The organism is Mesobacillus campisalis (genome assembly GCF_000986785.1).
Taxonomy (GTDB): Bacteria; Bacillota; Bacilli; order Bacillales; family Cytobacillaceae; genus Mesobacillus_B; species Mesobacillus_B campisalis.
This window is the reverse complement of the sequence record NZ_LAYY01000001.1, coordinates 18,416-41,451: the sequence shown is the minus strand read 5'-3', so window position 1 is coordinate 41,451 and position 23,036 is coordinate 18,416. Positions and strand designations below refer to the sequence as shown.

General features: G+C 47.1%; 21 protein-coding genes and 1 pseudogene. 15 read left to right on the top strand and 7 right to left on the bottom strand.

Going from position 1 to position 23,036, the window contains the following annotated elements; all coding sequences use genetic code 11:
- Positions 1-28 precede the first annotated feature (28 nt).
- Positions 29-295, bottom strand: a complete 267-nt coding sequence (locus WQ57_RS00180) for a hypothetical protein (protein WP_046521695.1) — start codon at positions 293-295, stop codon at positions 29-31.
- Complete coding sequence (locus tag WQ57_RS00175) at positions 288-725, bottom strand: MarR family winged helix-turn-helix transcriptional regulator (protein WP_046521694.1); 438 nt, start codon at positions 723-725, stop codon at positions 288-290. Before WQ57_RS00175 ends, WQ57_RS00180 begins: the two co-directional genes overlap by 8 nt.
- A gap of 140 nt (positions 726-865) precedes the next feature.
- On the opposite strand from WQ57_RS00175, the gene WQ57_RS00170 reads away from it, so the two are divergent.
- From WQ57_RS00170 to WQ57_RS00150, 5 genes and pseudogenes are all read left to right on the top strand, one after another.
- Positions 866-1,357, top strand: a complete 492-nt coding sequence (locus WQ57_RS00170) for a CarD family transcriptional regulator (RefSeq protein WP_241481447.1) — start codon at positions 866-868, stop codon at positions 1,355-1,357.
- 159 nt (positions 1,358-1,516) lie between these two features.
- The gene (locus tag WQ57_RS00165) at positions 1,517-2,317 is read left to right on the top strand and encodes a MurR/RpiR family transcriptional regulator (protein ID WP_046521692.1); all 801 of its coding nucleotides are present in this window, start codon (positions 1,517-1,519) and stop codon (positions 2,315-2,317) included.
- 137 nt (positions 2,318-2,454) lie between these two features.
- Positions 2,455-4,043: pseudogene (locus WQ57_RS27275) on the top strand (PTS transporter subunit EIIC).
- Entirely contained in the window at positions 4,030-5,385 is a 1,356-nt protein-coding gene (locus WQ57_RS00155) for a 6-phospho-alpha-glucosidase (protein ID WP_046521691.1), read from the top strand. Before WQ57_RS27275 ends, WQ57_RS00155 begins: the two are co-directional and overlap by 14 nt.
- A gap of 118 nt (positions 5,386-5,503) precedes the next feature.
- Positions 5,504-6,175, top strand: coding sequence for an SOS response-associated peptidase (locus WQ57_RS00150; protein ID WP_046521690.1), 672 nt, complete (start codon positions 5,504-5,506; stop codon positions 6,173-6,175).
- Positions 6,176-6,257: 82 nt separating this feature from the next.
- Here the strand turns inward: WQ57_RS00150 and WQ57_RS00145 are convergent, their stop codons facing one another.
- Together WQ57_RS00145 and WQ57_RS00140 are read right to left on the bottom strand one after the other, a co-directional pair.
- Positions 6,258-6,446, bottom strand: a complete 189-nt coding sequence (locus WQ57_RS00145; protein WP_046521689.1) for a hypothetical protein — start codon at positions 6,444-6,446, stop codon at positions 6,258-6,260.
- 63 nt (positions 6,447-6,509) lie between these two features.
- Positions 6,510-7,283 carry an endonuclease/exonuclease/phosphatase family protein gene (locus WQ57_RS00140; RefSeq protein WP_241481446.1) on the bottom strand — a complete coding sequence of 258 codons (774 nt, stop codon included), beginning with the start codon at positions 7,281-7,283 and terminating at the stop codon, positions 6,510-6,512.
- A 258-nt stretch (positions 7,284-7,541) separates the two neighbouring features.
- Here WQ57_RS00140 and WQ57_RS25615 point away from each other — a divergent pair, with 258 nt between their 5' ends.
- The 6 genes from WQ57_RS25615 (at position 7,542) to WQ57_RS00110 (ending at position 17,813) form a co-directional block, all read left to right on the top strand.
- On the top strand, positions 7,542-12,059 hold the full coding sequence (locus WQ57_RS25615; protein ID WP_052948591.1) for a pectinesterase family protein: 4,518 nt from the start codon (positions 7,542-7,544) through the stop codon (positions 12,057-12,059).
- 348 nt (positions 12,060-12,407) lie between these two features.
- Positions 12,408-12,716 carry an MGMT family protein gene (locus WQ57_RS00130; RefSeq protein ID WP_046521687.1) on the top strand — a complete coding sequence of 103 codons (309 nt, stop codon included), beginning with the start codon at positions 12,408-12,410 and terminating at the stop codon, positions 12,714-12,716.
- 154 nt (positions 12,717-12,870) lie between these two features.
- Positions 12,871-13,758, top strand: a complete 888-nt coding sequence (locus WQ57_RS00125; RefSeq protein WP_046521686.1) for a dimethylarginine dimethylaminohydrolase family protein — start codon at positions 12,871-12,873, stop codon at positions 13,756-13,758.
- A gap of 63 nt (positions 13,759-13,821) precedes the next feature.
- Positions 13,822-14,583 carry a dimethylarginine dimethylaminohydrolase family protein gene (locus WQ57_RS00120; protein WP_046521685.1) on the top strand — a complete coding sequence of 254 codons (762 nt, stop codon included), beginning with the start codon at positions 13,822-13,824 and terminating at the stop codon, positions 14,581-14,583.
- 36 nt (positions 14,584-14,619) lie between these two features.
- A complete protein-coding gene (locus WQ57_RS00115) occupies positions 14,620-16,290 on the top strand; it encodes a M20/M25/M40 family metallo-hydrolase (RefSeq protein WP_084820087.1) in 1,671 nt (556 codons plus the stop codon).
- Between the two features lie 104 nt (positions 16,291-16,394).
- The gene (locus WQ57_RS00110; RefSeq protein ID WP_046521684.1) at positions 16,395-17,813 is read left to right on the top strand and encodes an amino acid permease; all 1,419 of its coding nucleotides are present in this window, start codon (positions 16,395-16,397) and stop codon (positions 17,811-17,813) included.
- Positions 17,814-17,848: 35 nt separating this feature from the next.
- On the opposite strand, the gene WQ57_RS00105 is transcribed toward WQ57_RS00110, so the two are convergent.
- The 3 genes from WQ57_RS00105 to WQ57_RS00095 form a co-directional block, all read right to left on the bottom strand.
- On the bottom strand, positions 17,849-18,589 hold the full coding sequence (locus WQ57_RS00105; RefSeq protein WP_046521683.1) for an IclR family transcriptional regulator: 741 nt from the start codon (positions 18,587-18,589) through the stop codon (positions 17,849-17,851).
- A 391-nt stretch (positions 18,590-18,980) separates the two neighbouring features.
- Positions 18,981-19,424 (bottom strand): hypothetical protein, encoded by a 444-nt coding sequence (locus tag WQ57_RS00100; protein ID WP_046521682.1) that lies wholly within the window; start codon positions 19,422-19,424, stop codon positions 18,981-18,983.
- 2 nt (positions 19,425-19,426) lie between these two features.
- Positions 19,427-19,774, bottom strand: coding sequence for an ASCH domain-containing protein (locus tag WQ57_RS00095; protein WP_046521681.1), 348 nt, complete (start codon positions 19,772-19,774; stop codon positions 19,427-19,429).
- A gap of 155 nt (positions 19,775-19,929) precedes the next feature.
- Between WQ57_RS00095 and WQ57_RS26435 the strand changes: the two genes are divergently transcribed.
- The 4 genes from WQ57_RS26435 (at position 19,930) to WQ57_RS00080 (ending at position 23,026) form a co-directional block, all read left to right on the top strand.
- The gene (locus WQ57_RS26435) at positions 19,930-20,082 is read left to right on the top strand and encodes a hypothetical protein (RefSeq protein WP_156183002.1); all 153 of its coding nucleotides are present in this window, start codon (positions 19,930-19,932) and stop codon (positions 20,080-20,082) included.
- Between the two features lie 120 nt (positions 20,083-20,202).
- The gene (locus WQ57_RS00090; RefSeq protein ID WP_046521680.1) at positions 20,203-21,066 is read left to right on the top strand and encodes a Cof-type HAD-IIB family hydrolase; all 864 of its coding nucleotides are present in this window, start codon (positions 20,203-20,205) and stop codon (positions 21,064-21,066) included.
- A gap of 166 nt (positions 21,067-21,232) precedes the next feature.
- A complete protein-coding gene (gene murQ, locus WQ57_RS00085) occupies positions 21,233-22,147 on the top strand; it encodes an N-acetylmuramic acid 6-phosphate etherase (protein ID WP_046521679.1) in 915 nt (304 codons plus the stop codon).
- 15 nt (positions 22,148-22,162) lie between these two features.
- Positions 22,163-23,026 carry a MurR/RpiR family transcriptional regulator gene (locus tag WQ57_RS00080; RefSeq protein ID WP_046521678.1) on the top strand — a complete coding sequence of 288 codons (864 nt, stop codon included), beginning with the start codon at positions 22,163-22,165 and terminating at the stop codon, positions 23,024-23,026.
- Positions 23,027-23,036: the final 10 nt, after the last annotated feature.

The window sequence follows — 23,036 nt, the reverse complement described above, 5'->3', positions numbered from 1 at the left end:
TTCCGCTTGCGGAACCCATCTGGCTTTTTTAATTACCGTTTGAAATGCAGAAAAAATCACCCTCATAAAAATAACCGAAAAGGCTTTCATTAAAATCCACCCTGTACGAACAGATGCCAGTATGGCTTTCGATTACTTCCGTGATGGTGCCTTTCTTGTTTTCAAAGCCTTTTAAATAAAAGAAATCCTCTGGTTCCATCTCTGCTTTGGCTTCAGGCGGGATGGCCTTTATCAATACGAGTTCCCCTTCAACAGGGCGCTCCAGAACCCCCACATTCCTGTTCGGCTCATTCATCTTCCAAACCCCAGTCGGACGTCAAAATTTCCCTGAGAAGCTCCAATTTGTCTGCTCCGATTTTAGCAGCAATTTGCTGTTCGATTCCTGCTTTTAACGATTCATTCTTTTCATAGCATTCCTCACCCAGCGGGGTCAGCTGGATGCATTTATCTTTTTTGTTATTCTCCAGGGAGCTGATTTCCACTAAGCCTTTAGCTTCAAGCCTTCTGATGAATTTGTGTGTCGCTTGCCTGGAAATATCCACACTTTTCGTCACATGCGCAATGGTTGGTTTCTTTTTATAAATTCTTGACATGATGAACCATTCTGAATTCGATATGTAAATATTGCGTGTTTCGTTCCACAATTTTTCCGTTATCTCGCGCAGCTGCAGGTGACGCTCGCTGATCAGGTCAATAAAATCTAGGTCTTGCCATTCAGGATTCAACCTTTCCACTCCTTTCCCTCTTTTTTTGCTTTTACTATACAAAAGGGATGGTAGATTGTCAACGAAGTTGACAAAATTGTTTAAATAGGTTATACTAATTTGTAAACCAAGTTGACATATATGCAGAAAAGGGGATATGGATGATGTTTAAAGTTGGCGATGTGATTACCTATTCTGTCCATGGATTATGTAAAATTGATGATATATGTGAAAAAACGATTGCGGATGTCACCAGGACCTATTATGTGATGCATCCGTTAGGGGAGTCAAATTTAACCATCAGCAGTCCGGTAAATAATGATAAAGTCGTCATGCTCAAGGCACTCGACAAGAAAGAGGCACTGGAAATTATCCAGTCCTTCAGCAAGCCGGGAATTCCCTGGATAGCCGATGTCAAGCAACGGGCCTTGAAGTACAATACCATCGCAAAAGCCGGGGACCGGATGGATATAGCTAAAACGGCCAATACGCTTATGCGGAAAGAGCTCGAGTACAAAAAGGACGGCAAGAAACTGTACGAACAAGAGCGCAAGCTGTTAATCACCATCCAGGGAATCTTGTTCAAAGAACTGGCAATCACATTGAATGCCTCAGTCGAAGAAATTGAAAAGAAAATTAAAAGAATGCTGTAAAACATGGGGACGGTTCTCCTGCTTCTTTCGGGAAGCGAGGGGAATCGTTCTTTTTTACGTTGTGGGACAGGAGCGCTTTTTTGAACCGTCCACATGCTTTCTTTGTTGCAGGCTCTATTTTATACTAAATAAAACTTAAAGAAGCAAAGAGGAATGAGTATGAAAAAAACAGAGAAGATTTTCCTGGATTACAGCAGTGACCATGATTTAAGTGATGCGGAAAAAGATATTCTAGCTTTTTTAATTCAGAAGAAGTTCGAAAACGAGCAGTTGAGCATCCGGAAAGCGGCAGATGAGCTGTTTGTCTCCACCACTTCCATTATCCGCCTGTGCAAGAAGCTGGGGTTTAGCGGCTATAGTGAGTTTATATACAATTTAAGCCTGAAGGTAAAACAAGCGGTTGATTCGGATACCGGCAAAATTACTGAGATTCATCAGCCAATGGAAGACGCCTTGAGTGAGTTCATCAATCATTTTCGCACAACATTCAAGTCCATCGATGAGAAAAGCATCCAGGACTTCCTGACGGAAATCGCGCAGCACAAAATGATTTATTTTTATGGAGCCGGTTTTTCGACGCTGTTTTCCAATTACTTGGCCAAGAAACTGGAGCTGTTCGGCTATTATGTGTCAAACACAAGTACAAGTGACAGCAGGGCGATTTTCTTCAATAATATCCAGAAATATGGATTATTGATCATCTTTTCACGGTCTGGTGAAACAGGGAAGGTGATTGAAAAAGTCCGCATCGCGAAGGAGAAGGGGATCAAGACCATCCTTTTTACAGGTAACAGCAAAAGCACCACGGCAGGGATGGCTGACATTGTTTTCACAGTCCTGGACCCCACCATCGAGTCGCAGCAGGAATTCCAGGTTACCTCGTTTGAATCGAATATGTTCATGCTGATTGATATCATCCTGATTCTTGCGGTTAAGCAGGGGATCATCAAAGAATATTAGGTTCCTGTAACATGTTACTTTATTTGTTGACAATGTACAGAAACGCCGGATCCTCTTCCGCAGCCTGGGAAACCGGGCTATACTTTGAAATGTAATTCATATGATAACGTTTACTTCAGGAGAGAGGAAGGCTGCACATGAAAAAAGTGGTGAATGGTCTCCAGCTATTTGGAAAGTCCTTGTTTGCACCCATTTTAATTTTGCCGATTATCGGTTTGTTTATTGCTTTTGGCAACGTATTCGGGAACGGCAACCTGGCACAATACGTTCCGCTAATGGAAAACCCGGCAATTCAAAATTTCGGAAAGTTTATTTCATCCTCAGCTGTGTCGATTCTGCAAAACCTTGCGCTCGTTTTCGCGGTGGGGATTCCAATCGGCCTGGCAAAAAAGGATAAAGGCTACGCCGCCTTAACAGGACTCGTTACCTTTGTCATTTCATCAACGCCATGCATCAGGTCCTTAAGCTTTCCGAGCGGCTGGTGCCTGCCGAGGCGATGCAGCTTTCGGGACAATCGACTGTACTCAATGTCCAGGTGCTCGAAATGGGCGTGTTCGCCGGAATTTTAATCGGTGCGCTGGTGGGCATTCTTCATAACAAATATTGTGATACAGAGTTTAAAGGTGTGCTGTCCATCTACTCCGGACACCGGTTTGTCGCCATCCTGGCGATCCCAAGCGCGATGATCCTGGGTGCGCTTGCGGCTGAGTTCTGGCCGATTGCCCAGAACGGAATTACCGCGATGGCAAATGGAATCAGAAGCCTTGGCAATGCCGGTTTCCTCATTTATGGATTCATGGAGCGAATCCTGATACCAACTGGTCTTCACCATCTCGTGTACACCCCGTTCCTATACACGGAGCTGGGGGGAACGGCGACAATTGCCGGCGAAACGATTCATGGTGCGAGAAATATTTACTTTGCTGAAATGGCCGACCCAAGTGTTGCGGTGCTAAGCAGCACAGTCAACTGGGATGCACGCGGCCTCGCAAAAATGTTTGGTCTGATGGGTGCGGCCCTTGCGATGTACGTGACCGCTAAAAAAGAGAAGAAGGCAATGGCGAAGGCCATCCTGGTTCCAGCGGCGTTTACATCCTTTCTTTTGGGTGTCACTGAACCACTGGAATTTGCTTTCCTGTTCACGGCACCAATCCTGTTTGTGCTCCATGCGGTGCTCGCAGGAACGGGCATGATGCTTCTGAATATCTTTGGGGTCCATGCCATCGGCGCGAATGGGGTTATTGACTTCCTGCTCTACAATCTGCCGCTTGGAACCACAAAATCCAACTGGCCTATGTTCATCCTCGTCGGATTGATTATGTTTGCTGCCTACTTTATCATCTTCAGGTTCCTGATTTTAAAAATGAACCTGAAAACTCCAGGGCGTGAGGAAGGAGCAGCAGTTTCGCTTAAACCGGCAGCTGCAGGCACAGCTAAAAGCGGTACGGCGGCAGCTCCAGGAACAAACTCGTCCCCGCTTGGTGAAACCATTGTAACGGCGCTGGGCGGCAGTGAAAATATTGAAAGTGTGGATAACTGTTATACGAGGTTAAGGCTGGTTCTCAAGAACCCTGAGGCGGTCAATGAAGAAGTGCTGAAGGAGACTGGCTCAAAAGGAGTTATCAAGTCAGGAAACAATGTTCAGGTTGTTTATGGATTAAATGTAAAGTCGGTTCGGGACCAGGTCGATAAAAGATTGGGAGGACTAAACTATGAAAACATATAAATTAGCGATTGCAGGCGGCGGAAGCACTTATACTCCGGGAATTGTGAGAAGTCTGATGGACCGGCTGGAGGACCTGCCATTGTCGGAAATAAGATTTTACGATATCGATGGTGAACGTCAATCCAAGGTGGTCGTTGCCGCCAAAGCGGTGATTGCCGAGTACAGTGATTCCATTAAAGTGATTGATACAACAGACCCGGAAACAGCCTTTGAAGATGCAGACTTCGTTTTTGCCCAAATGCGTGTCGGCAAATATGCGATGAGGGAACTGGATGAAAAAATCCCTTTATCTCATGATGTTGTCGGCCAGGAAACATGCGGCCCAGGCGGACTGGCATATGGACTGAGAACCATCTTCCCAATGGTTGAGCTCATCGATTATGTGGAGAAATACGCGAAGGAAAGCTGCTGGATTGTCAATTACTCCAATCCTGCCTCCATCGTGGCGGAAGGTGTCCGCAAACTCCGTCCACAGGCGAAGGTTATCAATATTTGCGATATGCCGGTGGCAACCATGAGGAACATGGCTGGAATTCTTGGAGTTGACCGTGAAGACCTTGTTGTCGACTACTTTGGTCTGAACCACTTCGGCTGGTTCACAAAAGTCGAAGTGGATGGGGTGGACCGTTTGCCGGAGCTTCGCGAACATATCAGCAAGTACGGTCTGCTGACAGAGGATATCTCCAAAATTGACTATCGCCATGCGGATTCTTCCTGGATCAAAACCTTTAAAAATATCAAACCGCTGATGGATTTCTTCCCGGATTACATTCCTAATCCGTATCTGCAATACTATTTGCTGCCAGACTATATTGTCGAGAATTCAAACAAGGAATATACTCGTGCCAATGAAGTTATGGACGGCCGGGAAAAATCTCTGTTTGAAACAGTAAGGAAGTACGAAGATACTGGCATTCTCGAGGATGCCTTCCATGTCGGAGTCCACGGAATTTTCATCGTCGACGTAACGGTCTCCATTGCCCAGAATCTAGCCAAGCGCTATCTGGTCATGGTTGAAAATAACGGAAGTATTCCAAACCTGCCAGCTGATTCGATGATTGAAGTACCGGCATTGATTACCAGCAAAGGTCCTGTTCCTGAATATGTAGGAGAAATCCCATATTTCCATAAAGCGATGATTGACCAGCAGCTGGCATCCGAAAAGATTCTCGTAGAAGCCATCACGGAAGGCTCCTATGAAAAAGCTCTGCAGGCCTTTACCCTTAACAAAACGATTCCTTCCGCCATCGTCGCCAAGAAAATACTTGATGATCTAATTGAAGCCAATAAAGACTATTGGCCAACCCTTTATAAAAAGTATCAAGAAGGCGTGCTGGTTTAAAACATAGGGACGGTTCTCCTGCTTCCTTTTTCAAGGAAGCAGAGAGAACCGTCCCTTTGCATTTTATAAATGCTGATAAAGTGGTATAAAAGAAGGAGAGAAGGAAGGAGGTTGTATGATGTGCGGCCGGTTTTCTCTTTTTGAAGATGTGGAACAGCTGATGCAGCAATTCGGATTTGAATTTGCCGGAGAATGGGATCCTCGCTTTAATGTGGCGCCGAGCCAGCAGGTGCTTGCTGTCGCTCCGGGAAAGGACGGAGGACGCAAAGGAGCCATGCTGCGCTGGGGCTTGATTCCTTTTTGGGCAGAGGATGAAAAAATAGGCTATAAAATGATCAACGCAAGAGCGGAAACCATTGAGCAAAAAGCGAGTTTTAAGGGCCCGCTGAAAAAGCGCCGCTGCCTCATTCTTGCCGACGGATTTTACGAATGGAAACGAATCGGGAAGGATAAACAGCCATTCCGGTTTATGATGAAGGATGAACAGCCTTTTGCGTTTGCCGGGCTGTGGGAAACCTGGAAGAACGGTAGGGAACCCATTCATTCGTGCACGATCATCACCACCGAAGCCAATGCGCTTGTCGAGGATGTGCATGACCGGATGCCTGTGATCCTCGGAAAAGACCAGCAGCAAATCTGGCTTGACCCTTCCGTGGAGGAGCCAGCTCTTTTGAAGCCTCTCCTTGTTCCATATGATGCGGGGGAGATGAAGGCATACGAAATTTCAACCCTCGTAAATTCACCAAAGAATGACACCAGAGACGTAGCTCTGCCCTTGAACAGTAAATAAAGTTGGTGCGGGGGCGCGCTTTATTTAACTAAAGCGTGCCTGACCCGCTGTGCGTTAATGTGGTAAAGGGTGCCTGACCCCGTCACGTGTGTTTTTCCTGGTGGATTTCTTTTTTTACTGCTTCGATATCGGTGCTGCTATATTTGGCGGTGCCATGTCCTCCTGTGGTCCGCGCCATAAACGCTTTTGCTTCGTTATAAGACATCCCCGAGTTGGCATTTCTCGCTTTTACGGCTTCAATATCTGTACCTGCTGCTGTGTATTTTTTCATCTTAATCACCTCTTGATTATGTTGGTCCTGTGCGGCCTTAATTATCCCGTGAAACACTCCATGCTAAACCTCAACAACAGCCAATAAAGGGAGGTGATCAGAAGCTGATGGGTCAACCAGAATCGTTTCGGCGCTCACCACCTCAGTTTCCTTGCTGACAAATATATAATCCAGCTTTACCCTGGAATTCTTGGCCGGATAGGTCAGGTTCCTTTCCTGAGCTTTGTTGGTGTCCTGCATATAGCTGGCCGCTAATTTCCAGCTTTTTGAGTTTGGCCTCATGTTCCAATCGCCCATCACGATCGACCTTTTATTGGCCACAGCTGCCTTTCCTAAAATATATTCGGTTTGTTTGCGATGAAGAAAAGGGGCGAAGCTTAAATGGGCCACATACAGGGAAAGTGGCTTGCCGCCAATCTCGATTTCTGCTTCCAGCAGGGACCGGTCTTCTACCACCTTTGGCAAAAAGTCAAATGGGTGGTTGCGGCTTTTTATAATCGGATACCGCGAGAGAATGGCGTTTCCATATTGGCGGTTTCCCTGGCTCTCAAGTGTAATTGCTGGTCCAAAAACATGCTCCATATCCAGCTTTTCTGCAAGCCAAGCTGCTTGATCTACAAATTCGCTGCGTTTGGAATATTGTTTATCTACCTCATTAAGCCCGACAATATCCGGGTCAGCCGAACGGATTACCTTGCTTATTCTATTCAAATCCACTTTACGGTCTAACCCTCTTCCATGGTGGATGTTGAATGTTAAAATTCGCAACTGAATGACCATCACCGCTTTCCTTGATGTTCCTTTTGTAACATAGGGTTCCCTTTTTTTCATTTTCATTTGCCTAAATCATTAATAAGTTCAATTGCCAGCATGAGCAGTGACATCTTGTAACCGAAGGCATGGATACAGTAATCTATGCCTTTTCCTCGGTTCTTCAGGAACCGCCAAGTTCTTAAAATACTAAACAATCATCTTAAAAATGATGATAGAAAGTAGACTGAATTATCTGTACAATCGGGTCACGCCTGTTCTCTGCAATTTCACCCTGCAGGGAACGTGCCATCTTTTACATTTTGCAAAGGAGGATGTAACCAATTGAAACTTAAGGAGGAAAGGAAAGGGATGATAAAGGCTCTTCGCCTGCTGCTTTGCGTTCTTTTGCTGACGGCTTATATTCCCGGTTTCAACGCCGCTGCTTCTGCTTTAGCTCCTTCAGGCTTAACTGCCGAGGGAAGCACTGGTAAGGTATACCTTGAATGGAACGCTGCAGAAGGTGCCAATTCGTACACCGTGAAACGCAGCCTTGCTTCGGGAGGCCATTACACCAAAATTGAAAGCGTTTCCGAAACCAACTATACCGACACTAGTGTCACAAATGGCAATACTTATTTTTATGTTGTCAGTGCTTCCAACGATTCAGGGGAAAGTGGACCTTCAGAGGAAGCCGCAGGAACTCCGGGAGCCTACCTTTTCAGTGACAATTTTGAAGACAGTCCGCTCGGAGCCGGACCAGAAGGATATATCGAGCCAGTGGGCTCTAACACACCATCAGCGTTCGACAGCACCAATAATGCAACTGTTATCAGCAACAAACACCTTACCAACACCTATGGCAACATATCGGGTGCCGTTGCAGGTAATGACAGCAATGTTCTTTGGGTCAATGACAGCAATGCGAGGCGCGGAGGCTTTAACAGACCGTTTACACCTATTACAGCCGCTTCCCAAAAAGGAGTAAGTGCCACCGCTGATTTTATGCAGCCAAAAATCATGGGCGATTCCTACACCCTGGAATTGCTGGACAGCAGCGGGAAGACGGCTCTTTCGTTCAAAGTCGGCAATTTCAATGCACTCAAGGCAAACACATGGTATAACGTCAAGTATGTGGCCGATGTAAAAGCTAATACGGCCGATCTGTTTATCAATGGCGAGTATTACGGGAATCATTCATTTGCCTCCCCGGTAACCGATATTGCTTCGGTGAATGTAAGGACTCCGGGAACCTCGACCGGAAGTTCGTACAGCGATAATGTAGCTGTCGCGGTCCACGACGTGGTTACCCCGCAGAACCTCGAGGCCGCCGGAGCCAATCATAAAGCCGTGCTTGCCTGGAATCCCGCTAGCGGAGCAGATTCCTACAATGTTTACCGAAGCGACAAGCCAAATGGCGTTTATGAAAAAGTGGCATCCAATGTGAGCACAAATATGTATACTGATCATGACGAGCAGAAGCTGATCAATGACAGAGACTATTTTTACATAGTGACATCTGTGAATCAAAACGGAGAAAGTGCCTTCTCCAATATCGCCAAAGCCTATGTAAACAACGTCCCGCCTCCGTCAGCAGAAATTATTGATTTTAAGGCTGCTGCCAGGGACAGCCAGATCACTTTGTCATGGGAAGATGTCCCGGAAGCTGATTACTATACGCTTGAAAGAAGCACCACGCCGGAAGGACCTTTTATCCAGCTTTTGAATGGAAATTCGGAAAAAATTGAAGGATCTTCCTATCTCGATAAAAACCTGCGCAATGATGCTCCTTATTTTTATAAGCTGACAGCCTGGAATGCAGGCGGGGCAGGGTCTTGGAAACTGCTTGAAAAAGCATCCTCTGCGGCGCCGCTGCAAGCCCCGGTTGTCTACAGTCCGGAGTCACTCAGCAATCAGGTGGACCTGCGCTGGACAGCTGTCCCTGGAGCGGATGCGTATAAGATAAGCCGCAGCACAGCAAGCGGCGGGCCATATCAGGCAATAGGGACGGCAGCAGGAACGAGTTACTCCGACCAATCCGCTGAAAACGGGAAAGTTTACTATTATGTGGTTACAGCCTCTAATAAAAAAGTGACCAGCATGATGTCGAACGAGGTCAAAGCAAGGCCATTCAAGCAAGTTTCCGGTGCACCAGAACAGCCGAAGGACCTCCAGGCTGTGGCCCATGAAGGAAAGGTAACTCTCACCTGGGAGGCGGAATCTGATGTCACGTCCTATAATGTGAAGGTCTCGGAAACAAGCGGGGGCCCTTACACGATCATTAAGTCAACTTCAGAAGCATCTTTTGAAGACACAAATGTAAAAGACGGAACCACCTACTATTATGTCGTAAGTGCTGTTAACGAAAAAGGCGAGAGCCAAAGCAGCGAAGAAGCCGCTGTAATGCCTGCCAAGGTGCTAACCGTTGATCCTGCTGCTTCATCAAACGGGGAAACGGTATTTACTACCATTCAAAGTGCAGTTGACAGCATCCCAGCCAACAACAGCAACCGGATTATCATCCATATTGCTGAAGGAACTTACAACGAGAAGCTGGAGATTAAAAAGCCTTATATCAGTCTTGTCGGTGGGGGAATGGATAAAACGGTCATTACCTATGGCGATTACGCAGGAAGTCCTGCCACACAGGGCAAGCCGGGACATACAGGGAACACCTTTTTAAGCCAGACGGTAAAAGTGGAGGCCGATCATTTCCATGCTTCCAACCTGGCGATCGAAAACAGCGCCGGGCCACGGAATGAAGTGGCGCAGGCTGTTGCCCTTAATATCAAGGGAGACCAGGCGATCTTTGAATCTGTAAAACTAAAAGGATACCAGGATACGCTGTACAATGGCAACGGCTCGAAAGGCAAGGGCCGGCAATATTTTCACAACAGCATCATTGAAGGCGATGTCGATTTTATTTTCGGCGAGGCATCGGCGGTTGTCCTGAATAACAACAAGATGGTGCTCGTCAGCAATGTTCCTGAAGGTGCAAGCGCCGGCGGACATATAACTGCTGCTGCACAGGCCAATGTCAGTGACAAGGGATATGTGATCCTGAACTCGCAGATTGTGGACGGCGCTTCCGCAAAGGGCACTTACGATTTAGGCAGGGCCTGGAAAGACTATGCACGCGTAAGCTATATTAATACGCTGATTGATTCAGAGAATTTCGACCGCAACGGCTGGTCGGCATCCTGTGCCGGGAGCTGCAAACAAAGCTATTTCTTTGAATACAACAGCTACGGTCCTGGTGCAGATGCCTCATCGCGCATCTTGTCCACCCAGATGACTGGAGCAGAGGCAAGCGTCTCTATTCCGCAGGTGTTCGACGGCTGGAATCCGACTGTTCAAACGGTGATGCCGTACGTGAACTATCAGCCAGCTGTTCAGGCGGCAAACACCACCTTTGATCAAAATAAGCAGGGTGACATCCATGCTGTTATCCATGGAAGCGGGAAAAAGGTGACGAAGGTAACCAACGGGAAATCTGTCCTAAAGAAGGCGGATTATACAGTGGATGGAGATGTTCTGACACTCAAGAAATCGTATCTGGCTGGATTGAAGGAAGGCCGCACTACCCTTGATGTCCATTTCGCCAATGTGTCGGTTCCGCTCACGATCAATGTGATCGACAGCACGGTGGATGTAGGCAAGGAGGTTCTTCCTGTAAATGACGGCTGGGGTTCCTTTACGACCGGGACGACAGGCGGGTCAAAAGCAGATGCGTCCCAGATTTTTACTGCTACAAATCGCAGCGAACTCATTCAGGCCCTCGGCGGGGATTCCGTCAACAATGATAAAAATGCCGCGCCAAAGATCATTTATGTCAAAGGCACCATTGACATGAACGTCGATGAAAACAACCAGCCAGTTGGAATGGAGTATTATAAGGATCCCGAATATGATTTTGGAAAGTATTTGGACACCTATCATCCGGACACATGGGGAAGGGCCTCACTTCCATCCGGCCCGCTTGAAGAGGCGCGTGCACGCTCGGAAAAGAAGCAGGGTGAAAACATCCAAATCAAAATCGGTTCGAATACGACCATCGTTGGTCTGCCAGGGTCTGGAGCCAGGATTTTGGGCGGAAACCTGCTGATTCAAAATGTCGATAACGTAATAATCAGGAACATCGAATTCGAGAATACATTTGACTACTTCCCGCAATGGGACCCAACCGACGGCAGCACGGGGAACTGGAACTCGGTATTCGACATGCTGACGATTAAAAATTCGACGCATATCTGGATTGACCATAACACGTTCAGCGATGGCAGCATGCCTGACGACCAGAGCAACACCTATTTTGGCCGCCAGTACCAGCAGCATGACGGATTGATGGATATCACCAATGCATCCGACTTGGTGACGGTGTCGTATAACCATTTCCACAGCCACGACAAAACGACGCTTGTAGGCGGCAGCGACAGCTATACAGACGACGAGGGGAAAGAACGCGTCACTTTCCACCATAATTACTATCAGAACGTCACCGAGCGTGCGCCAAGGGTCCGCTACGGGCAAGTCCATGTGTATAACAACTTTTATGAAGGGACAAAGAACCATGAAAGCTACCCGCATTCCTACTCGCTCGGAATTGGGTTTAAATCACAAATCTATGCGCAAAATAATTTCTTTGCAATGGATGCAGGCGCGCAGGCAAGCGATATTATCCGCATCTGGGGCGGCACACAGTTTACTGACGAAGGCTCGGTGCTGAACGGCACCGAAATCAGCCTTTCAGCCGGCACCAATCTAGCACCGGTAGACTGGAAGCCAACACTATACACATCAATCGATACAGCCAAAGACGTACCAGAAATAGTAAAAACAAAAGCAGGTGCGGGAAAACTGTGAAGCGGGGCCTGCTTCATCTTTCAGAATCCAATCAGAACCAGGCATAGAGGACATGTTCCATGCCTGGTTCTTGCTTTTTAATGAAAATAGAGGAGAGGAATCAATAAATAGGAGCTAGAATTAATGATGATTATCTATGAATCTGCCAGGCTTCGCAGGCCTGTTAAGCCATAAAATAGAGCACGAGCACTGGACCTCAGTTTGCATGGTCAATTATCTGGTGTACAGTTATGTTACAGACATTTCGTCGTAAGCACAGGGTGGCGTGAGGGCACCCATTTTGCAGTAAAGGCAGAAGGTTTTTAGCGAAAAAAGTAATTTCGAATTGTTTGCATAGGAGGGTGTGCAATGCAGCCTTTTACACAAAATGTAATCAACGTAATTAGGAATATTCCCGAAGGACGTGTCATGACTTACGGACAAATTGCTCGGGTGGCCGGCAGTCCGCGCGCAGCCCGCCAAGTGGTGCGGGTCCTTCATTCGATGAGTAAAAAGCATCACCTTCCCTGGCACCGTGTGGTGAACAGCAAGGGGCAAATTTCCATCAAGGAGGATGATTCCTACCATGAACAGCTGCTTTCCCTTGAAAGCGAAGGAATAGAAGTTGGAAAGGATGGATCGATCGATTTGGGGAAGTATCAGTATTTTCCTGAGTGAAACAAGGGGACGGTTCTCCTGCCTCATCAAAGATGAGGCAGGAGAACCGTCCCCTTGTTTGCTATTGACAGTAGATTTGGCGTGTTGTAAGATTAATTTAAATTTTCCGATTATTAAAAAGAGTTTCCGCTCAGTGGAAAAATGGGGGATGTAAATGATAAAAACATCTTATTGTTCTTCAATGTTTCATCCGTTGAAACGGGTTATTGTAAAACATCCCGAGGATGCTTTTATTAGCCAGAAGCATTTAAGTGAAAGTTGGCAGGAATATCACTATTTAGAAGAACCGAATTACGAAAAGGCATTGGCCGAATACGAAGAGTTTCTCGCAATCTTGAAGAAACATGTTCCCCACATTGAATATCTCCCTGCTTCCGGGGAGGTTGGGCTTGATTCGATTTATGCCCATGACCCCATCAAGTTTACTAGGGAAGGGGCAATTATATTAAAGTCGGGAAAGCAGCTGAGGCAGCCTGAAGCCATGGTGTACAAGGAATTTTTACAAGAAAGAGGGATTCCGGTCATCGGGGAATTGACTGGGGAAGCGGTCTCGGACGGGGGCGACCTTGTCTGGCTGGATGACAGTACGCTGGCGGTTGGGCTGGGGTACCGGACAAACTCCGAAGCTATAAAACAGCTAAAAGAAATCACGGCTCCTTTTGTCGATGACTTTATTGTCGTTCAGCTCCCCCATGACCATGGAGAGAATGAGTGTCTCCACCTTATGTCATTTATCAGCATGGTCGACCGCGATCTCGCACTGGTACATTCCCGCCTGATGCCGGTGTTTTTCCGTCAGCTTCTGATAAAAAAAGGAATTCAGCTGATTGAAGTCCCGGATGATGAGTATTTTACGCTCGGATGCAATGTTCTGGCTCTTGCCCCCCGTGTTTGTGTGATGGTGTCCGGAAATGAGGTGACAAAACAAAAGCTGATGGACGCAGGGGCAATCGTTTATGAATATGCCGGCAATGAAATCAGCTTTAAAGGAACAGGGGGGCCTACTTGTTTAACCAGTCCCGTCGTTCGCAGCAAAGAATGAAAAAAAGCTGCAATTCCTTGAGGAACAGCTATTTTATTAAGAAATAAAAGGGGAAGGTATTTTATGTTTAAAAACGTGATTGTAAAATCGCCGGGAAAAAGCTATGTGAACGGATTGACCACCTCCAATTTGGGAAAGCCGGATTTTGACAGGCTGCTGGAACAGCACGCAGCCTATGTGGAAGCCCTGAAAAAATGCGGAGTGGAGGTAACACATCTGCCAGCTAGCGAGGACTTTCCTGATTCTACCTTTGTGGAGGATACAGCGGTCCTTACTTCTGATTTCGCGGTAGTTTCAAATCCGGGAGCGGACTCAAGGAACGGGGAAATTGCTGAAATGGAGAGGGTGCTAAAAGGATTTTATAAAAAGCTGTATAGCATTAAAGCTCCCGGCACACTTGACGGCGGGGATGTCCTGCAAGCCGATGGCCATTTTTATATTGGAATCTCCGCTCGCACCAATCAGGAAGGTGCCCGGCAATTAAAAGAAATACTTGAAACGGAAGGCTACAAAGCGGCCATTGTTCCGCTGAAAGAGTTCTTTCATCTAAAAACAGGCGTCGCCTATCTAGGCAACAACCTGATTGTTGCAGCAGGGGAGTTTGTCGATCACCCTGACTTTGCCCACTATGAAAAAATCATTGTTTCGAGGAAGGATGAGTATTCGGCGAACTGTATTCTGGTGAACGACTTTGTGCTGATTCCAAAGGGATATGAGGAAACCAAACTCAAAATCGAACAGGCAGGCTACAAAATGATTGAGCTCGACATGTCCGAGTTTCAGAAGCAGGACGGCGGTTTAAGCTGTCTATCACTTAGATTTTAAATATTTGAAGAAAATGTACGGAGAAGGGTGAAGGGAATGCAAGGATTATTATGGGATAACCCAGACAGCCTGCGGAATCTGCTTTGTGAACTGGTCAGCTGGGAAAGCCGAACACATACAGAGGGGGAAAGGATCTATTCTTCTAAACTGCGGGAAAAGATGCTCCAGCTGGACTATTTTCAGCAGAATCCGGAGCATTTAAGCCTCCACGATGCGGAAGGTGGCCGTCAATTGCTGACGGCATTTTACAGACATCCTGAAGCTGTGGATACGGTGGTCCTCATCAGCCATTTTGATACCGTGGCCACTGAAGAATACGGGGACCTCGAGCCATTGGCCTGCCAGCCCGAGCTGCTCACAAGAGAGCTTCTGAATCGAAAGGCGGACCTTAACGAGGAAGCCCGGATCGATTTGGAATCTGGAAAGTATTTGTTTGGACGCGGGACCATGGATATGAAGATGGGTCTTGCTCTTCATATGTCACTGATGGAAAAGGCGAGCAGTACAGAGTGGCCGGTAAATCTTGTGCTTGTCACTGTGCCCGATGAAGAAGTGAATTCTGCGGGGATGCGTGCCGCTGTACTGGTTCTGGTGAAGCTGAGGCAAGAATTTGGTTTGCACTATACTTTGTTTTTAAACGGGGAGCCTTCCTTCACCCAAAATCCGGGTGACCAAAAGCATTATATTTACACCGGATCCATGGGGAAAATTATGCCAGCAGCTCTTTTCTTCGGGAAGGAATCTCATGTTGGCGAGCCTCTTAGCGGCATCACGGCTCCCTATATCTCTTCCTTCCTGACACAGCAGATGGAATGGAACCCGCTGTTCCGGGAAACCGAACTTGGTGAGAGCACACCGCTGCCTGTTTCTCTTCAGCAGAAGGACCTTAAAGGGCAATACTCCACACAGACCCCTTATCATGCAGTCGCCCTGTACAATGTTTTTATTTTGAAAAGAAGCGCAGACCAAATCATGGACCTTTTTGAATTAGCTGCAAGAGAAGCAGCATTAAAGTGCAACCAATCGTACAAAGCCCTCTGTCAGCGGGAGCATATCGAGGGGGTGGGCGAGGTCCAGGTGCTTAGATACCGCGATCTTCAGAACTATGCAGAGAAGAAGTTGGGAAAAGATCTGGTAGAACGTGTCAAAGAGGAGGTGCTGAAGCATCCTGAGTGGGATGAACGAGAGAAGTCATTGCGAACGGCCGAGCAATTGATGGTCCGCTGTAAAGAGCTTGCTCCCGCAATCGTCCTCTTGTTTGCGCCGCCTTATTATCCGGCGGTGAATTCGTCTGATGACCCATTGATCATTGAGTCAGTACAGCTATTAAAGGAGGTTTCAGCAGAGTTTGGGATCGAGGTGGGCCAGGTTCATTATTTCAATGGGATTTGCGATTTGAGTTATGTGAATTACCAGCGTTCCGACGGCTGGGTCGCGTTTGAGCATAATACTCCAATTTGGGGCAGCGCCTACAGCATTCCTTTCCGCGAAATGTTCAAGCTGCAGGCTCCGGTCCTAAATGTCGGGCCTTTTGGAAAGGATGCCCACCAGAGTACAGAACGGCTTCATATTGAAAGTGCCTTTGTCCAAACGCCGGCTATGATTGAAAAGCTAATCTGGAGTATATGCAAGAGGAAGGGGTCGGGAACAGGCAAGCCCTTTAAATTGGAGAAGCTTATGGATCAGTCCCTCCAAGAGTCGAGTTAGCCTGGTGAAAATTCCAATGCTGATAATGCTGATTCACACCCTCCGAAATTCCAAAGCTCGGGCCAATCTACAAAGAAGATATTATGATAAAGGGGAAATGAGATATGGAGAAGACAGGGCAGCCAATTTCTCAGCAAAACCAGTTAAATCGGGCCATGAAAAGCCGCCATCTGTTTATGCTTTCGATTGGAGGTGTCATTGGGACAGGATTGTTCCTGAATGCAGGGTATACCATCAACCAGGCTGGACCAGGCGGGGCTCTGGCCGGGTATTTGTTTGGGGGTCTAATTTTATACCTGGTGATGGTCTGCCTTGGGGAGCTGGCCGTGCATATGCCTGTTACGGGATCGTTCCAGACGTATGCCAGCCGTTATATCAGTCCGTCGGCGGGTTTTACACTCGGCTGGATGTATTTCATTGGTTCGGCTACCACAGCAGGTCTTGAATTTACCGCAGCCGGCATCCTGATGCAGCGCTGGTTCCCCGATATTTCGATCTGGATATGGTGTGCACTGTTCATCGCTCTCCTCTTCGGCCTGAATGCGCTGACCACTAGGGCCTTCGGGGAAGCGGAGTACTGGTTTGCGGGCATAAAAGTCGTAGCCGTCATCTTTTTCATCCTCATTGGTGTGGCGGCGATTTTCGGTATTGTTCCCCTGGAGGACCGGCCTGCTCCGGAGTTTGCCAATCTGGCGCCATCTGGTCTATTTCCGGCCGGTTTTGTCATCCTTTTTGTTACGATGATGAACGTCATTTTCTCTTATCAGGGATCAGAGTTGATCGGGATCGCTGCTGGAGAAAGCGAGAATCCTGATAAAGACATTCCTCGTGCGATCAGGAACGTCCTGTTCCGCATCATCATCTTTTATATTTCTTCCATCATTGTTTTATCCGCCATATTTCCGGCAACAGAATTAGGTCTGCTTGAGAGCCCGTTTGTCACGCTGATGGACCTGGCGGGTATCCCGTATGCGCCTGACATTATGAACTTTGTCATTCTCACTGCGATTTTATCCGTAGGAAACTCCTGCATCTATGCATCCACCCGCCTGCTGTGGTCGATGTCTAATGAAGGGATGGCGCCCAGGATGTTCGGGGCTTTGAATAAACGGAAAGTGCCGTTTAGCGCTCTTGTGTTCACAATGCTGTTCTCGCTCTTGTCCTTGCTGACAAGTTTCATGGCCGCCGATACGGTCTTCGTCCTCCTGATGTCGATTGCCGGAATCTCCGTCACTATTTCCTGGATCGGAATTGCCTTCTCACAGCTCATGTTCCGCCGGAAATATCTCCAGGGGGGAGGAAAGCTGGAGGATCTGAAGTATAAGGTTCCCTTTTATCCATTGATTCCCATTGTCTGTATTGTATTTTGCATCTCGATCTTGTTATTCCTGGCATTTGACCCAACCCAGCGTCTCAGCTTATTGATTGGAATTGGTTTTTTGATTGCTAGTTATCTTTTCTATTATTTTCGGAATAAGGTCAAGGATAAAGCAGTAATCAAAAAAGAAGATTTGCGTCTGTAAACAGATAAGCGGGCAGGTGTATGCCTGTCCGCTCATTAATATTCTTTATATCCCAGTTTTTCAGAAATTCGTTTCCCGGTTTCCTTGACATGGTTAATCAGAAACTCGAGCCGGCCGTCTGTCAAAGTGAAGCTAACGCAGCCGATGCTTACGGCTCCCTCAATTTCTCCCGTATGGTTAAACACAGGGGCCGCAACCGCCGTCGTGCCTTCTGTCCGTTCTCCGCGGCTAATTCCATACCCGGCCTCTTTTGTGTCCCGAAGAATATTCCAGAAGGCCTCGCGGCGTTCTTCCGGTACCAAAGAGTCCACAATGCCTTTCGACTGCTTAAAAGGCATGTGGGCTACCATTACTTTATTGGCGGCCCCGATATTCAGCGGAATTCTTAAACCGATTTTATCGATCACCCGAATTTGGTTTTCCTCGCAATCGATTCTTTCTATAATCAAGGCTTCATGGCCGATGGGTCTGCTGTAGTAGACACTCTCCTTTACAACATGCATCAGTTTTTCCAGCTCAGAGCGTATATGGCTGGTAAAATTGATCGAATCGTACATTTGCAGCCCATACTCAAGCCATACATTCCCAAGTCCATATTTTTTAGTATGTTCCTCCTGCTCAATCAGCCTATGGGCCTCCAGCGATTTAAGCAATCGGTGCAGCGTACTGACAGGTAGTCCGCTCTCCTGGGATAGTTCAGTAATTGTCAGCCAATCTTCCGTCGACTTCGAAGCGAGGATATTGATGATATTCATAATCCGGTCAATTGATTGCATGCTCTACACATCCTTACAGGTAAACTTTGGATATCACTTTCTAACAATGTACCATATAAAACATAAGAGCAGACGATTATTCTCTTTAAAAGATGCGGAGAATGCCGTATGAAACCCTGGAAAGGTGCAGTAACGGAAAAACGGTCCTCCATGGCTATGATGGAAGACCAAACGAGATACAAAATCAGAAAGACGGTCCTCCATAGGCGTGATGGAGGACCAAACGAGATACAAACTCGAAAAAACGGTCCTCCACAGGGGTGATGGAAGACCATATAGGATTCCAATCCAGTAAAACGGTCCTCTCACTACACTTGCTCCCGTGAAATTCTTCTAACCCTGAACCAAAAAGCAGGCCCGTAAAAGGGCCTGCTTCACGTTTATAATCCGCTTACCACCACAAAGTCGGCTTGACGACCATAAACCAGAGCATCGCCGATAAAAGTATGATGTAAATCCAGGTGGTACGCCTTAGCTTGGCGGTGAGTTGTGCCCGATCCTGTCCATGCTCCTCAAACTTCCTGATCGTTGGCGAAAAGGCGCGGGCCAGGAAGAAGAGCGAAAGGAAAAGAATCACGAGGGTCATGATAATCCACGGAGTACCCCATGTCCAAGGCCCCATTAGGACCAGAAGGACGCCGGAACCCACAAGCACATGGCCGGCGTGCTTGGAGAGACGGACCGCAAAGCGAAAAATCTCCAGATAGGATACAAGTTTCTCTTCAGCTGCTGCCTCTAGTTTTTTTACAATTGACAGCAGGAGGAAAAATGGCCCTATGGAGACAATCGCACTCAGTACATGCAGATAAATAATAAAACGATAAAGCCAGTCCATTCCTATTCTACGGCGCTGAACTCATGAACCCAGACTCTCATTTGCGGCAGCCAAGGCATGCCTGGGTGATAGGAAAGAATTGAATCTTTGTATTCTTCCACAGTATTAAAGCCTTCCTGTTTTGCATGCTCGTCCGTCAACTCGCCCAAGGACTGTGAATAGACACGCTCAACCTTGAACTTCTTATCTTCAAGTACCATGATTTCCCCAACATCGGCATAGCGGCCGTTTCTGCGGGTAGCTGTCTTTTTGCCTTCAAGCACTTTCTTAACATCCTCAGGCATGGTCACAAGACGCTCAATGGAACAGGTTTTAGGAGGTAAAGTGTTTTGTTGTTCGTTGTTCGTCATAAAAGAATCCCCTTTCAAATTTCACTTCTAATAATGTACCATATAAAACGTTACTATAGGAAATAACAACCCCAGATTATCAGCATTTGAATGGATGAATCTCCCATTCCGGGTAAAACTAAAATTACTTATACCCGACAGGAGTGAACACAATAGTGAATGAAAAACAGCAGCCGGAAAAGTCAAACCAAAATGGCCAGGGCCCCGCTGGTGGAAAGAGTCAATATCCCGGTCAGGATCACCAAAATAAGAAGAATAAAATTCATTCTGAGGAAATGCGCTACGAGCATGCGGATGATATTTATTAAAAGTATTGAATGAAAGATGGAAGCAGCGGGGAATCCGCTGCTTTTTGCATTGTGGGTTTTCCCTCGCTGTAAATTTGCCCGAAAATTGGCTATAATCTGGGGAAAAGGGGAGGGATTTACATGGAATATAAGCTGCTGGCAGTTGATTTGGATGGCACTTTGTTCAACAGCCAAAAGGAAATTGACAGGGAAACGGTAGACGCGCTTCATGAATACAAGTCCCAGGGCGGGAAAATCGTCATTTGCAGCGGCAGGTCTCCGTTATCCACGAGATGGATTGCAGAGACCATCAGGCTATCACACCCGATCATAGCCTATAATGGCGCTGTGATCCAGGAAGCAAACGGGGAGATTTTTGAACAAACCACTTTCCGCCAACAAGGAGTATTGGCTTTTGTTCAGGCATGCGAAGAATATGGGGTGTATGGGCACCTGTACGAAGGGGACCATTTGTTGGTGCCGGAAGAAAATGACTGGAACCTGAGCTGGATTGAAAACAATATTCCTTCTTTGGAGCTGTCAGGCGGTAGCAAGGAGGCCTGCCAGAGGTTCAGGAGTCAATGTAAAGTCAGACTTGCACATCCGCTGCATGACTATGTATCAGCAAACAAGCCGGACATCCTGAAGTTCGCCGCGTTTCCCAAGGAAGAGGGAAACTTCAAGGAGTTTACGCAGCATCTGCAGAGACTTACAGATGAGTTCGAGGTAAGCAGCAGTTTCAATTTCACCAATTTGGAAATATCGCCTGCCAAGACCTCGAAAGCATCTGCCTTAAAAAAACTGGCAAGCCGGCTTGGATTGGAGATGAATGAGGTGGCCGCCATCGGTGATAATTTTAATGACCTGCATATGCTTACATCTGCGGGGCTTGGCATCGCAATGGGAAATGCCCCTGAAAAGGTAAAGGAAAGAGCTGATGCCGTGACTGACAGCAATGACCAGCATGGTGTAGCTAGGGCCATTAGGCGATTTATTGTGAAATAGTGAAGTGCTGGGAAAATCGGGAACACCATTTTTTGTCTGTTATGAAATAATTTTTTAATAAAATAATACTAATATTGAACTTTCATTTCAAATAGACTAAAATGTAAGTGATTACATTTCCAGATTTGCGAGTGAAGGTGACAGAAAACAGCATGGGGGATAGGATATGCAGGAAAATTTGAAAGCTTTAACAACCGAGTCACGCAATAAGCGGTCACTCAAGATTGATACATCAGGGCCAATGGATATTCTGCGCATTATGAATGAAGAAGATCAGAAAGTTGCCAAAGCAGTAGAGAAGGTTCTTCCGGATGTAGAAACGGCCGTCCAATTTGCATTTGAATCTTTTAAAAAAGGCGGGCGCCTGATTTATATTGGCGCGGGAACAAGCGGCCGGCTGGGCGTTCTTGATGCGGTCGAGTGCCCGCCAACGTTCAGCACCGATCCGGACATGGTCCGGGGAATCATCGCCGGGGGCGAACGGGCTTTTATTAAAGCCGTTGAAGGTGCAGAAGACCGGCCGGAAGATGGGGCAGAAGACCTTCGCAAAATCGGACTCACTGAAAAAGATACCGTAATTGGAATCGCGGCAAGCGGCCGGACTCCGTATGTTATTGGGGCCCTGCAGTACGCGCGTAAACAAAAGGCGAAAACAGTCGCGCTGTCCTGCAATGAAAATGCCCGCATCAGCCTTGAGGCAGACCAGGCGATTGAAGTCATCGTCGGTCCTGAAGTATTGACAGGTTCCACACGGTTAAAAGCAGCAACCGCCCATAAAATGATCCTGAATATGATTTCCACTTCATCCATGATTTTACTGGGCAAAGCCTATGAAAATCTCATGATCGATGTGTCAGTCTCCAATGAAAAATTAAAGGAGCGGGCCATTCACATCATCACCAGGGTAACGGGCGAGAGCTATGAAACTGCCAGGAAGACGCTCGAGGCTGCAGACCACCAGGTGAAACTCGCGATTGTGATGATTAAAAAAGGTGTCGGCAAGGAAGAAGCGAGCCTCATCCTGGAGCAGGCAGACGGATATGTCCGCAAGGCGATTGAGGATATTCAAAGTCGAGGATAAAAGGTGGTAAACACAGTGGTTACGGGTGGATTGAAAATGGTGGAAAACATGCTGAATCAGCTTCCGGCATCGGAGCGAAAAATTGCTCAGTATATTCTTGCCTCTCCTTATGAGATGGTTGACAGCACGGTAAGTGAATTGGCAAGGAAAACAGATTCCAGCGGCGCTGCCGTGATTCGGCTGTGCAAGTCCCTTGGCCTGAAGGGGTTCCAGGAATTGAAGGTTCGCGTCGTCGGGGATTTGAATAAGCCGAAGGAACACGGTTACAGGGACATCGAGCGGGGGGAAACGCCGCAGATGATTGTCCAGAAAACACTGAGCAACAGCATTCAAAGCTTGCGGGATTCTTCGGAAGTGATTAACTATGATGAACTGGAACAAGCGGTTTCTGCTCTGCTGAAAGCAAGGAATGTCCATTTCTTTGGCATCGGCGCTTCGCATATCATTGCGACCGATGCCCAGCAGAAATTGCTGCGGATCAATAAGGGGGCAACCTCTTTTTCCGACACGCATCTGGTGGCGACCCTGGTGGCCAATGCGAATAAAGATGATATTGTGTTCGGGATCTCTTTCTCGGGGGAAACGCCAGAGGTCATCCATGTGATGAAGCTGGCGAAAGAACAAGGAATTAAAACGATTAGCTTAACCAAGTATGGACCATCTTCGGTTGCTTCTTTGGCCGATATAAAGCTCTTTACCTCTTATTCGACGGAAGCGCCGTTTCGGAGTGCCGCAACATCCTCAAGGCTTGCCCAGCTTTTTATCATCGATGTCCTCTTCCTGAGCATGGCAACAGAGCAATACGAAGGAACGGTGGAATCCATCGATAAGACAAGGGCGGCCATTCAATTTCTAAAAGATCAATCAGCTGGCAAATAACATTTCGGGG